The 14,750-nt window shown below is 36.3% G+C and carries 14 protein-coding genes; all 14 read left to right on the forward strand.

All coding sequences use genetic code 11. The annotated features are described in order from the left end of the window. The first annotated feature begins 110 nt into the window (after positions 1–110). The 14 genes from glmS (at position 111) to U8519_RS10720 (ending at position 14,686) form a co-directional block, all read left to right on the forward strand. On the forward strand, positions 111–1,922 hold the full coding sequence (glmS, locus tag U8519_RS10655) for a glutamine--fructose-6-phosphate transaminase (isomerizing) (protein ID WP_334330290.1): 1,812 nt from the start codon (positions 111–113) through the stop codon (positions 1,920–1,922). Positions 1,923–2,018: 96 nt separating this feature from the next. After that, positions 2,019–3,620 carry an APC family permease gene (locus U8519_RS10660; RefSeq protein ID WP_334330291.1) on the forward strand — a complete coding sequence of 534 codons (1,602 nt, stop codon included), beginning with the start codon at positions 2,019–2,021 and terminating at the stop codon, positions 3,618–3,620. Continuing rightward, a complete protein-coding gene (locus U8519_RS10665; protein ID WP_334330292.1) occupies positions 3,613–4,140 on the forward strand; it encodes a VanZ family protein in 528 nt (175 codons plus the stop codon). The genes U8519_RS10660 and U8519_RS10665 overlap by 8 nt, the downstream gene beginning before the upstream one ends. A gap of 151 nt (positions 4,141–4,291) precedes the next feature. Continuing rightward, positions 4,292–7,888 (forward strand): leucine-rich repeat protein, encoded by a 3,597-nt coding sequence (locus tag U8519_RS10670; protein ID WP_334330293.1) that lies wholly within the window; start codon positions 4,292–4,294, stop codon positions 7,886–7,888. Between the two features lie 103 nt (positions 7,889–7,991). Further along, complete coding sequence (locus tag U8519_RS10675; protein WP_334330294.1) at positions 7,992–8,723, forward strand: YebC/PmpR family DNA-binding transcriptional regulator; 732 nt, start codon at positions 7,992–7,994, stop codon at positions 8,721–8,723. Positions 8,724–8,804: 81 nt separating this feature from the next. Then, positions 8,805–9,770 carry a competence type IV pilus ATPase ComGA gene (gene comGA, locus U8519_RS10680; RefSeq protein WP_334330295.1) on the forward strand — a complete coding sequence of 322 codons (966 nt, stop codon included), beginning with the start codon at positions 8,805–8,807 and terminating at the stop codon, positions 9,768–9,770. After that, complete coding sequence (locus U8519_RS10685) at positions 9,736–10,749, forward strand: type II secretion system F family protein (RefSeq protein ID WP_334330296.1); 1,014 nt, start codon at positions 9,736–9,738, stop codon at positions 10,747–10,749. Before comGA ends, U8519_RS10685 begins: the two co-directional genes overlap by 35 nt. Then, positions 10,750–11,112, forward strand: a complete 363-nt coding sequence (comGC, locus tag U8519_RS10690; protein ID WP_334330297.1) for a competence type IV pilus major pilin ComGC — start codon at positions 10,750–10,752, stop codon at positions 11,110–11,112. Further along, positions 11,075–11,533: a prepilin-type N-terminal cleavage/methylation domain-containing protein gene (locus U8519_RS10695; RefSeq protein WP_334330298.1), complete on the forward strand. Its 459-nt coding sequence runs from the start codon at positions 11,075–11,077 to the stop codon at positions 11,531–11,533. Before comGC ends, U8519_RS10695 begins: the two co-directional genes overlap by 38 nt. Then, positions 11,523–11,807 carry a hypothetical protein gene (locus U8519_RS10700; RefSeq protein ID WP_334330299.1) on the forward strand — a complete coding sequence of 95 codons (285 nt, stop codon included), beginning with the start codon at positions 11,523–11,525 and terminating at the stop codon, positions 11,805–11,807. Before U8519_RS10695 ends, U8519_RS10700 begins: the two co-directional genes overlap by 11 nt. Beyond that, positions 11,788–12,228, forward strand: coding sequence for a competence type IV pilus minor pilin ComGF (gene comGF / locus U8519_RS10705; RefSeq protein ID WP_334330300.1), 441 nt, complete (start codon positions 11,788–11,790; stop codon positions 12,226–12,228). The genes U8519_RS10700 and comGF overlap by 20 nt, the downstream gene beginning before the upstream one ends. Beyond that, positions 12,209–12,442, forward strand: a complete 234-nt coding sequence (locus U8519_RS10710) for a hypothetical protein (RefSeq protein WP_334330301.1) — start codon at positions 12,209–12,211, stop codon at positions 12,440–12,442. Before comGF ends, U8519_RS10710 begins: the two co-directional genes overlap by 20 nt. A 30-nt stretch (positions 12,443–12,472) precedes the next feature. Beyond that, positions 12,473–13,489: a class I SAM-dependent methyltransferase gene (locus tag U8519_RS10715; RefSeq protein ID WP_334330302.1), complete on the forward strand. Its 1,017-nt coding sequence runs from the start codon at positions 12,473–12,475 to the stop codon at positions 13,487–13,489. Between the two features lie 9 nt (positions 13,490–13,498). Next, entirely contained in the window at positions 13,499–14,686 is a 1,188-nt protein-coding gene (locus tag U8519_RS10720) for an acetate/propionate family kinase (RefSeq protein ID WP_334330303.1), read from the forward strand. Positions 14,687–14,750: the final 64 nt, after the last annotated feature.

The raw sequence follows: 14,750 nt of genomic DNA on the forward strand, positions 1-14,750 counted from the left end.
TATCCAAATTAGTATTCTAGGCTTTGTTCCTTAAATAAATGTCTAGCACATATGACTAGACCAATATAAAAATAATGACTAGACCAATTATAAATGCGAGGTTTTTAAAGATGTGTGGAATTGTTGGAGTTGTTGGAAATCCAGAAACAACAGATATTTTATTAAATGGATTAGAGAAGCTTGAGTATCGTGGTTACGATTCTGCAGGTATTTATGTAAACAATCAAAAGGGTCAAGACTTCTTGATCAAAGAAGTTGGAAAAATCAGTGAATTAGAGAAATCAGTTACTCCAGATGTTCAAGGTTTAACTGGAATTGGACATACTCGTTGGGCAACTCATGGACCAGCTACAATTGATAATGCTCATCCTCATTTTTCAGCTGATAATAGATTTTATTTAGTACACAATGGTGTAATTACAAATTATAACGAACTAAAAGAAGAATACTTAAAAGGCGTAGACTTCAAGAGCCAAACTGATACTGAAGTAGCAGTACAATTGGTTTCTCACTTTGCTAATGAAGGTATGGATGCGGAAGCTGCCTTTAGAAAAGCCTTAGGATTAATTGAAGGTTCATATGCCTTTGCGTTAGTTGACAAAGAAGAACCAGATAAGATCTTTGTTGCTAAGAGTAAGAGTCCACTCTTGATTGGATTGGGTGACGGATTCAACGTTATTTGTTCTGATGCTATGGCAATGCTTGATCGTACCCATGAATTCGTAGAAATTCATGATGGTGAAGTAGTTATTCTTGAAAAGGATAAAGTATCCATCAGTAAGATTGATGGTACTCCTGTTGAACGTGATTCTTATACAGTAAATATTGATGCAAGCGATATTTCTAAAGGTCCATATGCTCATTACATGTTGAAAGAAGTAGACGAACAACCAAGTGTTATGCGTCGTATTTCGAAGAACTATATCCGTGAGGATGGTTCGATCAATGTTGATCCTGAAATGTTAAAAGAAATCAATAAAGCTGACAGATTATACATTGTTGCAGCAGGTACTAGTTATCATGCTGGTTTAGTCGGTAAGAATATTTTTGAAACATTAGCGGATGTTCCAGTTGACGTTGAACTTGGTAGTGAATTTGGTTACCATATGCCGAAATTATCACAACATCCATTCTTTATTTTCTTATCACAAAGTGGAGAAACAGCAGATAGCCGTCAAGTACTAGTAAAGATCAATAAGATGAATTTACCTAGTTTGACAATGACTAACGTTGCTAATTCAACTCTTTCACGTGAGTCAACATACACGATGGAATTGTTAGCCGGGCCAGAAATCGCAGTGGCTTCAACTAAGTCATACACATCACAAATCGCTGTGGAAGCAGTTCTTGCTAAAGCAATGGGTGAACTGAAGGGTGTCAAAGCCGCTAAAGATTTGGACCTTAAAGAACAATTAGCTATTGCTGCTAATGGTATTCAAACAATTGTTGATGAAAAAGACTACATCAAGCAATTGAGTGCTGATTATTTAGACGGCCAAGATCATGCTTTCTATATCGGTCGTGGTATTGATTACGCCTTATCTCTTGAAGCTGCATTGAAATTAAAGGAAATCTCATACATTCATGCTGAAGGATTCGCTGCTGGTGAATTGAAGCATGGTACAATTGCTCTAATTGAGAAGGGTACCCCAGTATTTGCATATATCAACGATGGTGTGGGAGCAAGTCACACTCGCGGTAATATTCAAGAAGTTGAAGCTCGTGGAGCTCACGTGCTTGTAATTGCCAACGAGAAGTATGCTCAACCAGGAGATCAAATTATTATTCCTAAGATCGATGAAATGATTTCTCCTATCGTCAGTGTCGTACCAGCACAATTATTCTCATACTATGCCAGCTTGGCACGTGGTAATGATGTTGATAAGCCACGTAACCTTGCCAAAAGTGTCACAGTAGAGTAAGGTACGAAATAGTTATTAAAAAAATGGCCTCTATGTTATATAGAGACTATTTTTGTTTATTTAATAACAATTTTTAAAGTAGTGGTGATTTTCTTAATGAAAGGTAAAAAACTTAGCCTGTTTTCAACCGTTATGTTTGGCCTCAGCGCCATCATCGGTTCAGGTTGGATGTTTGGTTCTAGTCAAGCGGCCAAGATTGCAGGCCCAGCGGCTATTGTAGCCTGGATCTTAGGTGCAATATTAGTCGCTATGATTGCTATAGTATATGTCGAAATAGGAACCATGTTTCCTGAAGATGGAGCGATGAGTCGATTTACAATGTACACCCACGGTTCATTTCTAGGACATATTTCTTCATGGGCAAATTGGCTATCTTTGCTAGCAATTCTGCCAATAGAAGCTGTAGCATCGACACAGTACATGAGCACCTGGCCTTGGAAATGGGCTCAGTGGACACATGGATTCATGTCTGGTGGTGAACTATCCGCGCAAGGATTAATGATGGCAACATTATTGATTTTTGTTTTCACATTGATAAATTATTGGTCAGTAACGATCATGGCCAAGTTTAATAATTTAATTTCAGTATTCAAATTGATCGTACCAATTTTAACAATGATCGTTTTAATATCATCTCATTTCGATCTTACAAATATGGGAACATCAGTTAGTCAGTTTATGCCTAACGGGACTTCTTCAATCTTTATTGCAATTGGTAGTGCTGGTATTATTTATTCGTACGTGGCTTTTCAGACGGTTATCAATCTTGGTAATGATATTATCAAGCCAGCGGTCAATATTCGTCGAGGGATTATTTTGTCGCTGCTAATAAGTGCTATCATCTATATCTCTCTTCAAGTTGTATTTATTGGATCTCTACCAAAGTCTATTGCGAATGCTGGCTGGAGTCATATTAATTTCAATTCTCCATTCGCCGATCTAGCAATTTTATTGAATGTTTATTGGTTATCAACGTTGATTTATTTCACAGCCTTTATTTCTCCAGTTGGCAGTGGAATAGCCTTCTCAGCGTCTGCTAGTAAATCATTATCATCGATGCCTAAGAATAAACATTTACCCAAATTTCTTAGTAAGACTAACAATAAATACAACACTCCTAGAGTGGCCTTGATCGTTGATTTCTTGGTAAGTTTCCTGTTAATATTAATGTTCAAAAACTGGGCGTTATTATCTCGAGTAGTTGCAGCATCCACTTTGATCTCACTGCTTACTGGACCTGTGGTAGCGGGAAGTCTGCGTAAGATGGGACCTGATTTTAAACGACCAACCAAGATTCGTGGAATGAAGTATTTGGCACCGATCGTTTTTGATTTGATAAGTTTAGCGATTTATTGGTCAATGTTTCCAACAACAGTTCAAGTAATAGTGATCATCATAGTTGGTTTGCCAATTTATTTGATCTATGATTACAAACGTGGTTTTAAGGAATTTAAACAAAAAATGTATGCCAGTTTGTGGATGATCGTCCATTTAATTGGATTATCTTTTATTTCTTGGATCGGTAGTGTAGACTTCGGAGGCTTGAATTTGATCAAGTATCCAGTTGATTTTGTGGTTATAATTATTTTTTCAACAATTATGTATTATTGGGCAATTGCATCGTCGTATCATTCAGGATATTTTGATGATGCTAAAAAATTAAATTCAAAAGTTAATTGGGATGAAAGTGATGCGTGATAAGTTAAAAGGTAAGGCAAAGTGGTTCTGGGGTGCGGTCATCTTGATTGAACTAATATTATTTTATAGTTCATCGATGACGTATAAGCAACAAACTTCAGTGCCCTTTCTTGAAAGAACACTAGGACATTCTAATAAGCCTCTGTATGGACCGTTGAGTAAGATCAGTTTCAATTATGGCGGTAAAACGCAGTCGATCGCTAATGATGGATATTATCATTTTATTGAATTTTTCATCAGAAAAGGTGCACACTTTAGTATTTATTTCCTTTTAGGATTGTTTCTGTGTCTAGCGGTTTATAAGTACTTTAATAAGAATAAGTTTTTAATGATGTTTATTCCCTGGTTAGCAACGACTGGATTAGCCGCATTTGACGAATTTCATCAAGGATTAACTGGTGGTAGAACTCCTTTGGTTACAGATGTTATTTTGGATAGTGTAGGAGCCTTGACGGGTATTTTAATATTAATGTTAGTTTTGTGGTTGATTGAACAACATCAGAATAAAGACAAATCGTAATAATAAGACCTGATATTTTATTTATTAAATATCAGGTCTTATTATTTTTGTCATAAATGGTAATCATATTTATTCTAATGTGGATGAAAATATCGTTTATAAAGTATTAATATACGTTAATCAAAAAATTATTATTGATTGGGGTAGCATAATGAAAACTAGAAAAATTGAAATATCCAGATGCGGCAGACAATTACTTATTGCTGCTAGTGCAGTAGTTACAGTGGGTATTGGTACTTCATTGAAACATGAGCTAGTTGTAAAAGCTGATACGACCGATACTACCAGTTCGACGGTCAGCAGTACTTCGTCTACCTCTGCTACGACAAATACACAAACAAATAATAGTGCAACAACAGATTCTCAAAGTACGAATACAACTAATAATTCAACTGATTCAACTAATACAAGTGCAGAAAAATCTACTACTACAACAGCTACTAGTACACAGGATCCTCAGACACCACAAGCAACTTCCTCAGGAACTCCGACTGTAAGCAGTGATTCAACATCAGCTTCGGATTCAGTAAGTACAGATAAAGATTCTACTACTACAACAGCGATACCCACTGCTACAAGTTTAAACACGGTGGAATCTCCAGCTGCTGATTCAACTGACGCAACAAGCACGACTACTGTTACACAAGCTGTGCCATCTGCTGCCACGGCGGTTGCTACAACAACACCGCAAGTACAACCTGCAACAACTCCAGTCGATCAAACGACAAGTGCTGTAACAACTGATCAGCCGACTACAGCTGCACCAGCTAGTTCGGTAGCATCGACAGCGGGAGATTTTTTGTGGGACACAGACGATACTAATTTGACAGCCACTGTTACAGGAATTAATGGTAACTATACCGAAGTTAATATTCCTTCGACTGTTAATCTCAATAGCAAGGATTATAACGTCACAGCAGTTGGTGATAACGCCTTTGTAGGTAATAACTCTATTACTAGTGTGACTATTAACGATGGTCTGGAGACGATCGGTAATGGTGCTTTTGCTTATATTCCTAATTTGACTACAGTGGATATGTCTAATAACAAAACCTTGACGACTATTGGTAACGATGCGTTCACATCATCTAAGATATCCACGATTACTATTCCTGATTCAGTAACGAGTATTGGCGACGATGCTTTTGCTTATAATACCAATTTGAGTTCAGTTAACTTGGGTACTAGTTTGACATCGATTGGAAAAGAAGCCTTTGCGTCTGACAGCCAATTAACGTCGATCACATTGCCAAGTACATTACAGACGATAGGTGATTCAGCGTTCACTAGTGACACAGGGATCACAAATATCGATTTTGGAACTGATAGTCATTTAACATCAATTGGTAACAGTGCTTTCGCCTATAATGTTTCCTTAACCAACTTAAATATTCCTGATTCGGTACAGACAATTGGTGATTCCGCTTTTGTTTCTGACATAGCTCTGGAATCAGTTAAGTTAGGTAGTGGTTTGGTTTCAATTGGTAACAATGCTTTTTTGTATGATGGAAAATTAACTAATTTGAATATTGATAACGCTACTAATTTAGCAACGATCGGTGATGGTGCTTTCGAATATAGTGGAATAACCGGAGAGTTGAATTTCGGTAATAATTTGAAGACTATTGGTTCACAAGCCTTTACTGGTGACAATATCAGTGGAGTGACCTTTGGTGATAACTTACAATCGATTGGCGATTTGGCCTTTGCATACAACAAAATCAGTGGTTCAGTATCATTTCCAGCAACTACCACTTCAATTGGTTCACAAGCATTTTTAGGAAATCAAATTAGTGCGATTGCTTTAAAGGGAACCAATACACAAATTCAAGATGAAGCATTTAGATACAATCGAATTACGGAAGTAAGTGCTCCACAGTTCACAGTTATTGGCAATCCTGCTTCCGGTCAAGTAGCAACCATTTTTACTGATCCAGCACACAATACTATTGCTGATTTGTTTAATGTAGAAGCTGATGGTTTCACCGAAGAAAATATGAATGTAAGTGGATTAACTAATGGCGTAACTTATACGTATGATAATGGAGTAGGTACGTTTAATATTCCCACAGGCGTTAATTCATTTACATTCAATTGGACGATGACTAATGGATACAGTGGACAATACGATGTTGTATTGAACAATCCTGATATCAAGGCGATTGGTTCACAGATCGTAGCTGGATCTACTTGGAACCCTGAAGATAATTTTGTAAGTGCTCAATTACAAAATGGCGATCCGCTTAACTTCTCTGACTTGAATGTAGCGGTAACGGATGCAAGTGGCAATCCAATCAGTACTGTTAATACGGCAGTTCCGGGCGATTATTCTGTGACATACAGTTACGGTAATGACAGTACTACTGTAACGGTGTCGGTATTGAAAAAAGACGGTACGTATAAACTTATAGGATCTGATAATAGTTCTTACACTGGTGCTGAGCAAGTTCCTGATAATGCTAATTACGGAGTTGTTTTGTCTAACGGGACTAATTACACTCCTCAAGCAGGGGACTTAGAAGTTGTCGGTGGGGATGCTAAAAATGCTGGTACATACAATGTTATCCTCACACAGCAAGGAATTGACAACATTAATAAGTTGGATCAAAGCAGTACTTACAATTGGTCTGAAGCAACTGATAGTGCAGCTACCTTCACCATCGATAAAGCCAATGTTGTGTTGACCGCTAATAATGCGTCAAAGATTGCCGGACAAGCTGATCCTGTCTTAACAGCCACGATGCAAGCACCATCTACTCTGGTAGATTCAAGTGATTTGCAATATACAGTAGAACGTACTGTTGGTGATGATGTCGGCACCTATCCAATAACGATCACTTATAATGCTAATCCTAATTACAATGTCACTGTTGTGAATGGTACGTTTGAAGTCTTACCTGTAAAATTGAGCTTGTCAGGCAGTGATTATACAATGCACATTGGTGATCCTGTTCCAACAGTCAGTGATTTCAAGGCTAGTGCTACTGATGAAAATGGTCAATCTGAACCAGTTTTGATTGATTTGAGTAAGGTAAATTACAGTGTTGCCGGCGATTATGATGTTGAACTTAGTACAGCTGATGGACAGAGTAAGACCGTGGTCTTGCATGTTTTAGCGAATAATACTGATACTGGTAATAATGACGGTAACGGCGGTTCAGGTTCTACTAAGCCAGTAGATCCAACTGAACCATCAGACCCTGGTGATCCAACCGATCCTACGACACCAGATACACCTAATGTACCTGATACTCCTGATACACCAGAAGCTCCCGAGGTACCTGATGATCCGAATGCACCAGACCCAGAAGAACCTAATGTACCTGATGCCCCGGAAGAACCTAATGTACCTAATGATTCAAATACTTCAAATACTGTAACAAAACCAAGCGTACCAGGTTCCTCCCAAGCTCCAGACCAATCATCTCCAAATAAAAATGTAACTGTTTCTAATGAGAATAACAGTGGTGTAGTAATTAAATCCGCTGCGAAACCTATTAGCCAATCTTCTGCCGAGTACATAAGTGAACAAAGTTCACCAAATAACACGGTGAAACTTTCAAATAGTAAGCAGGTTATTTTGCCAACAATGACCAACAGTTCTGAACAAAAAGGTTGGACTTATCCTGCACAAACAAGGAAGCTTCCTCAAACAGGTTCAAGTAATGGAGTTCTAACTTCATTGATAGGTGTCGTTATAGCGGCATTAGGTTTAATCGGAATCGATGTTAAAAAAAGAAAAATATAGTTCCTAAACAAGTAGTTAATTGATTGTTAGACATTGAAATGACAGGCGTAGTTTGATATTATATTACCTGGTTTACAATTATTAACGAAAGAAGGAAGCAGAAATGTCAGGACACTCAAAATGGCATAACATCCAGGGTAGAAAAAGTGCTCAAGATGCTAAACGTGGAAAGATTTTCCAAAAGTTATCACGTGAATTATTTATGGCAGCAAAATCGGGTGGTGCCGATCCGGACAGTAACGCTGCTCTTCGTTTAATAGTAGATAAAGCTCGTGCAGCTAACATGCCTAAAGATAATATCAAGCGTGCCTTGGATAAGGCCGAAGGTGGCAGTGATGAACATTATGATGAAGTTACATACGAAGGCTATGCTCCAGGTGGAGTTGCAGTTTTAGTTGAGGCTTTAACAGATAACAAGAATAGAACTGCCTCTGCCGTACGTGTTGCGTTTACTCGTAATGGAGGTAGCATGGGTTCAAGTGGTTCAGTTGCTTACATGTTTGACCGTAAAGGTTACATCGTACTTGACCGTGAAAAGAATACACAAGATGAAGATGAAGTTCTATTAGACATCATGGATCTTGGTGCAGATGATTTGCAAACTTCAGACGAAGCCTTTGAAATCTATACAGATGCCAAAGATTTTGCTGCAGTTCGTGATGGCTTAATTGCCAAAGGATACGAATTAGCTAATTCAGAATTAACTATGATTCCTCAAAACACAACACCAGTTCCTGAAGACAAAAAAGAACAATTTGAACGCATGATCGATCAACTTGAAGACGATGATGATGTTTCAGAAGTCTATACAGCCGCTGCTGAAGACGATGAATAATCGATAAAATAATCAAGACCACAAACTTTTTAAGTTTGTGGTCTTTTTTTTGCGTAATTTTAAGTATAAGGAGGGAAAAACATGACTACTGAGACGATGGCAAACGATTTGTTAATGAATGCATGTGGAAGTTTAGTTACTGATATTTACTTTTTTCCAAAGGAAGATATGTATTTGATCGAAGCTCGTAATGATCAAGGAAAATATAAAGTTGCTGATTTCACATTAGACGAAGTTTTAGCGATTATTAATTTCTTGAAATTCAATAGTGGCTTGGATGTTTCGGAGCGAAGACGACCACAAAAGGGTTCTTTTAGCTTTTATTTTCAAAATAATCGAATTCATATCAGAATTTCGACGGTTGGCGATTTTAAAAATAGAGAATCGATGGTCGTGCGGTTAATTTATCCACATGAATTCAATGCAGAAGTTAATCAAGATATTCTAGAAGAATTATTACCAATTGCTAGACGTAAAGGGATGATGATTTTTGCGGGACCGATGGGCTCCGGTAAAACATCATTGATGTATTCACTAGGACGACAATTGGTTGACAAACAAGTTATGTGTATTGAAGATCCGATAGAAATAGTTGAAGATCAATTTTTGCAATTACAAGTTAATGAAGATTCAGGAATGAGTTATGAAGAATTGATCAAGGCAAGTTTGCGTCATCGTCCGGAAGTTTTGATTATTGGAGAAATTCGAGACAGCAATACTGCAAAACAAGCTATGCAAGCTGCACTCTGTGGTTATACAGTGATGACCACGATACACGGAAAATCTAAATATTCCGTAATTCAACGTTTGAAACAGTTTGGAATTGAAGATCCGGACATTTTAAATGCCGTTAATTCAATTTCATATCAAAGATTGATTCCAACAATTAGCCAAATCGAGTTATTTATAGATTTGATGGAACAAAATGATATTAAAAAATTTATTGAAACAAACGAAGTTGATAACAATTGGACGACTATGATTCAAAATACATTAAAAAATGGATATATCGATGAAAATACCTATCAAGAATATCTTTACGGTTAAAAAAGTCAAACCACAAAAACAAGCTGAATATTTACTAGTTCTTAGTCGGTTGACAATGAATGGCTTCTCCATTAAGCAAGCAATAAATTGTTTGAAAATGCTAGAGAATAAAAATTCTATTTTTGATGCAATTTATCAAGACTTACAAAGAGGTGAAATGATAGCTGAAGCAATGAAACATTTGCAATTACCCCCAGTAATCAATAATCAGTTATCAATTGCACAAAATAATGGCGGGTTACAACAAACATTGTTACAGAGCGGGATGATTTTACAAAATAAGTCACGTCAAAAGGAAAAACTACTAGATCTCTTGGCGTATCCAGCATTTATCATGCTGTTCTTAGTAGTTATGCTGGTGGGGATGAAGATTTATATCGTTCCACAGCTTGATCTGAATAATGACAGTGACCTAATAAATATTTTTATTACTTCCGTAGTATCAATCGTTGCAGCTATCTTTTTAGGCTTGTTGCATTTTGTCTATCGTTTGAGAAAAATGACAGAATATCAACGATCAATTGTGCTGATAAAATTACCAATTGTTGGAAAAGCCTATGCTAGTTTCTTTCAATTTATTATTTTGCAAGGATTAGGGATGCAGGTGGGAAGTGGTTTGAACTTACATGATATTTGTTCATCGACTAATTCATTTGAACGTGGATCGATTCAATGTGCGTTATCGCACAACTTCAGTTTGGGAATGAGCAATGGTAAGAATCTTTATTCGTTAATCGAAAAAGAACCGTTGCTGCCTAACGAATTAAAAATGATTTTGCAATCCGGTGGAGATACCAAAGAGATCTCTCAAGATTTGATCATGATGTCTGAGCTAAAGTTTGAAGAAACACAAAGAAGAATAAAAAAAATATTAAATCTGGTGCAACCAATTTTGTTTGGAGTGATTGCAATTGTAATTCTGATTACATACTTGATCGTGTTGCTGCCGGTATATGGAATGATGAAAGGAATGGGTTAAATGAAAAAATTAATTAATAAAACTAAAAAAGCTTTTACTTTGATTGAAATGGTGATCGTATTATTTATTATTTCACTACTTTTGTTAGTGATGATCCCTAACTTAGGATCACAAAAGAGCAGTGCCGATGCAAAGAGTGAAGAAGCCTTTAAGACCACTCTACAGACTGAAGTTGATATGTATGCAGCTGATAAAGGAATAGAATCAAGTACTAATTGGGGTACATTAGCAGGAAATGGATATATTACTCAAAAGCAAGCTGATAAGGCTAATAAAAAATATGAAATTAAAAAAACCTCTGAATCAACAAGCAGTCATCCAACTTATGAAGTTAGAGAAAAAACTACTACTGCACAAAAATAAAGCCTTTACCTTAATCGAAACAGTAATTTCACTAACAATATTTTGTACTCTAGCATCGGTTTCTATCTACGGAATTCATGACTATCAACAAAAAATCGAAGAAAAGCAGATCATTAGTCAGTACAAAGTAAACTGGCACAATATGTTGAATTATTCGTATTTGAATAAAAGAAGAACTAGATTTTTTTATAATTATGACGATAATACGATGCTTTTTTCTGATTTTTCTAAAAGAGATAAATTTGATTACAAAATAAAGCTACCCTCAACGTTAAAGAGTACCCAAAAGCACGATATAGAAATATATGTTGGTGATGAAGGTATGACCGGTCCCAAAACTATCGAACTTAAATCTTCCGTGACACATAGAGTTTATGACTATACTGTTCAAATGATGTGGGGTGAACTAGTTGAAAAATAAGCCGGGTTTTATCTTGTTAGAGTCGCTGATAACATTAGTGATCTCAGTTACGATTATTTTGACACTATCATATTGTGTAGCAGAACAATTCAAGATCATCAATAATTGGGAAGCCCGCGTCAGTGCGCATAAGGTAATGCTGTTGCATTTGAATAATAAGAATATATCTGATGTTATAACGATAGATGGCAAAGAGTATAAATTCAGCCAAGTTAAAGGACGGATGAAAGTTGAAAGTGGTGGGAAATATTTCTATGCGCAAACATCGCCGTAAAGGGTTCATTTTAGCTGAAGCAGTGATTGCCTTGCTTGTAACAGTAATGATTTTGGGCATATTGCAACAATCGTTGCAAATTGTAAAAAAGGTTCAATCCAATACAAGAAGTGAGGTTTTACGTTGGCATATTTATAATGAACGAATCCAAGATCTATTCTTACATTCTAAGGTGACTAAGATGGCGGATCACAAAATTGTGTTCGAAGTCTCAGATACTAAGAGATATGCAATTGAAGCGTATGACAACAACAATATGTTAAGAATGACTGGAGCTGATATGGGTGGACATATGCCGATAGTAACTGGATTAAAAGATATTAAATTCGAACGAAAAAATAATATTTATATAATCCAGACAATTGATAAGAATAATCGAAAGTCCGAGATGTACTTGATCAATGAAGAATCTAAGCCGTAAATCTAGTGGAACCATTATTCTCAATGCAGTTATGATTTTATCTATTGCCGTTTTAGTGATAGGATTTAGTAATGCTTATTTCGATAGACAAGTGAGAAATTATCAAAAACTTGATGAGAAATATCGGCAAGAAATTATTGACAATACTAAAAATTCCAATGTTAAATTTATGGAAACGCTACAACCACTTGAATTAAATCGCTTACAACGGTAATATTTTAGTATGTTATTAAAGAGGTAAATTATGGCAGAAGAGAATATGCAAAAGTACTATGATCAATTAGATCAAGCTACCACTTTACTAAAGAAGTCATTAGGGACAAGTTATGTCGACGCTTTGGCTGAAAATTTAACTAATATCGCTGATGGACATGTATATGTAGAAAATGGTGCTCCAGATGAGGAGACCGTCAAGCAGTTAGATAAAATTTATAATGAGCTCAAAGAGTTAAGATTAACACAAGCACAATTGAAACAAGCAATTACAGTGAATATCATCAAAGACCAAAAAGTTGATAATGTCGAAGTAAATAAGCTTATGACCCCAGATATGATTGGACTGATCGCTAGTTTGATCGCATTTGAAATCTTGAACTCTGAAGGTAAGAAGACATTGAATCTCATCGATCCGACTGTCGGTACCGGAAATTTCCTAATTGAATTTATTCAACAATTACAACAAGCTGGAGATTTTCAAATTAATTCAGCAGCTATAGATAATGATGATAGTCTTCTGAGTTTATCGAAGGCTTTCAGTGAAGTTATGAATATTAATCTTGATGCCTACCATCAGGATGGTATTTCTGAATGGGAAGTTACCGATATCGATATGGCGATTGCTGATTTGCCAGTTGGCTATTATCCAATTGACGAAAATGCTGCTAAGTTCAAGACTAAGTCGGATGAGGGGCATTCCTATGCTCACCATTTGTTGATTGAACAAACGATGAATAATTTAAATGATGGTGGTGTTGGTATTTTCATTGTACCGTCACAAATCTTCCAGACAGATCAAGCTAAGAAGTTATCTGAATGGATGGTTTCGAGTGTATATTTGCAAGCTGTTTTGGATTTACCATCTAATTTGTTTGCTTCTAAAGAAGCACAAAAGGCAGTTGTAGTGTTACAAAAGCATGGTGGTAATTCTAAACAAGCGGATAATGTATTGATGGGAACAATTCCAGATACAAACAATCCCAAGTTATTTGAAGGATTCAAGGATCAGTTACAAGAATGGGCAAGAAACAACTTTAAAGGTTAGGTGAATAGTATGTCGAAAATTATTGCAGTTAATTCAGGTAGTTCTACATTAAAATGGAAACTTTATTCATATCCAGATGAAAATGTCATTGCTAAAGGTATGGTTGATCGTCTAGGATTATCAGACTCAGTTTTTGAAGTTAAATATAATGGTGAAAAATACAGTAAGGTCGGGGATATTCCTGACCACATCACTGCTGTTAATAAGATGCTAGAAAAACTATTGGAAATGAAAATTATCAATAGTTATGATGAGATCACAGGTATTGGACATCGTGTTGTTGCCGGAGGAAATATCTTCAAAGATTCAGCCGTAATAACACCTAAGGTAATTCAACAAATCAAGGATTTAGCAGAATTTGCCCCACTACACAATCCAGGCCAAGCTGCTGGTATTGAAGCATTCCAAAAGATCCTTCCAGATGTTCCCCAAGTTGCTGTATTTGATACTTCATTCCATCAAACTATGGATCCAGTAAATTATCTATACAGTTTGCCATATGAATACTATGAAAAATACGGTGTTCGTAAGTTTGGTGCACATGGAACTAGCCACCGTTATGTTTCTAAGGCAGCTGCTGATTTTTTAGGTAAGCCAATTGAAGACTTGAAGATCATCTCTGCCCATCTTGGTAGTGGTGCTTCGATCGATGCTATCAAGGGAGGTAAGTCTGTTGATACATCAATGGGCTTCACCCCACTTGCAGGTATTACTATGAGTACTCGTTCAGGAGATATCGATGCATCTCTAGTTGCATTCTTAATGCAAAAACTTAAAATTACAGACATTCAAGATATGATCGATATTTTGAATAACAAATCTGGATTACTTGGTATTTCAGGAGTCTCACCTGATATGCGTGATTTGATTGCTACAAAGGATGACAATAAGCGTTCAGAATTAGCAATTGAAATTTTCATCAATCGTATTGTTAAGTATATCGGTTCATACATTGCGCTATTAGGTGGAACAGATGTAATCTTATTCACTGCTGGAATGGGTGAAGGAAATCCATGGATTCGTGAATTGATTGCTAATAGTTTCAATTACATGGGTGTTAAGATCGACAAAGAGGCTAATGAAAACGGCAAAGGAATTCGTAAGATCAGTACTGATGATTCATCAGTAGATGTATTGGTCGTACCTACAGACGAAGAATTAATGATCGTTCGTGATGTTGTTAGATTAACAAAATAAAAAGTAGAGCTTAACGGCTCTGCTTTTTTATTATTTAAATTATCAAAAAATATATTGTATATTT

This window comes from Companilactobacillus sp. HBUAS59699 (genome assembly GCF_036913575.1).
In the GTDB taxonomy this organism is placed as follows: Bacteria; Bacillota; Bacilli; order Lactobacillales; family Lactobacillaceae; genus Companilactobacillus.

Bases quoted from the DNA above. Each gene is read 5' to 3' on its own strand.
- glmS (WP_334330290.1), top strand. From the start codon at position 111: ATGTGTGGAATTGTTGGAGTTGTTGGAAATCCAGAAACAACAGATATT.
- U8519_RS10660 (WP_334330291.1), top strand. From the start codon at position 2,019: ATGAAAGGTAAAAAACTTAGCCTGTTTTCAACCGTTATGTTTGGCCTC.
- U8519_RS10665 (WP_334330292.1), top strand. From the start codon at position 3,613: ATGCGTGATAAGTTAAAAGGTAAGGCAAAGTGGTTCTGGGGTGCGGTC.
- U8519_RS10670 (WP_334330293.1), top strand. From the start codon at position 4,292: ATGAAAACTAGAAAAATTGAAATATCCAGATGCGGCAGACAATTACTT.
- U8519_RS10675 (WP_334330294.1), top strand. From the start codon at position 7,992: ATGTCAGGACACTCAAAATGGCATAACATCCAGGGTAGAAAAAGTGCT.
- comGA (WP_334330295.1), top strand. From the start codon at position 8,805: ATGACTACTGAGACGATGGCAAACGATTTGTTAATGAATGCATGTGGA.
- U8519_RS10685 (WP_334330296.1), top strand. From the start codon at position 9,736: ATGAAAATACCTATCAAGAATATCTTTACGGTTAAAAAAGTCAAACCA.
- comGC (WP_334330297.1), top strand. From the start codon at position 10,750: ATGAAAAAATTAATTAATAAAACTAAAAAAGCTTTTACTTTGATTGAA.
- U8519_RS10695 (WP_334330298.1), top strand. From the start codon at position 11,075: ATGAAGTTAGAGAAAAAACTACTACTGCACAAAAATAAAGCCTTTACC.
- comGF (WP_334330300.1), top strand. From the start codon at position 11,788: ATGCGCAAACATCGCCGTAAAGGGTTCATTTTAGCTGAAGCAGTGATT.
- U8519_RS10710 (WP_334330301.1), top strand. From the start codon at position 12,209: ATGAAGAATCTAAGCCGTAAATCTAGTGGAACCATTATTCTCAATGCA.
- U8519_RS10715 (WP_334330302.1), top strand. From the start codon at position 12,473: ATGGCAGAAGAGAATATGCAAAAGTACTATGATCAATTAGATCAAGCT.
- U8519_RS10720 (WP_334330303.1), top strand. From the start codon at position 13,499: ATGTCGAAAATTATTGCAGTTAATTCAGGTAGTTCTACATTAAAATGG.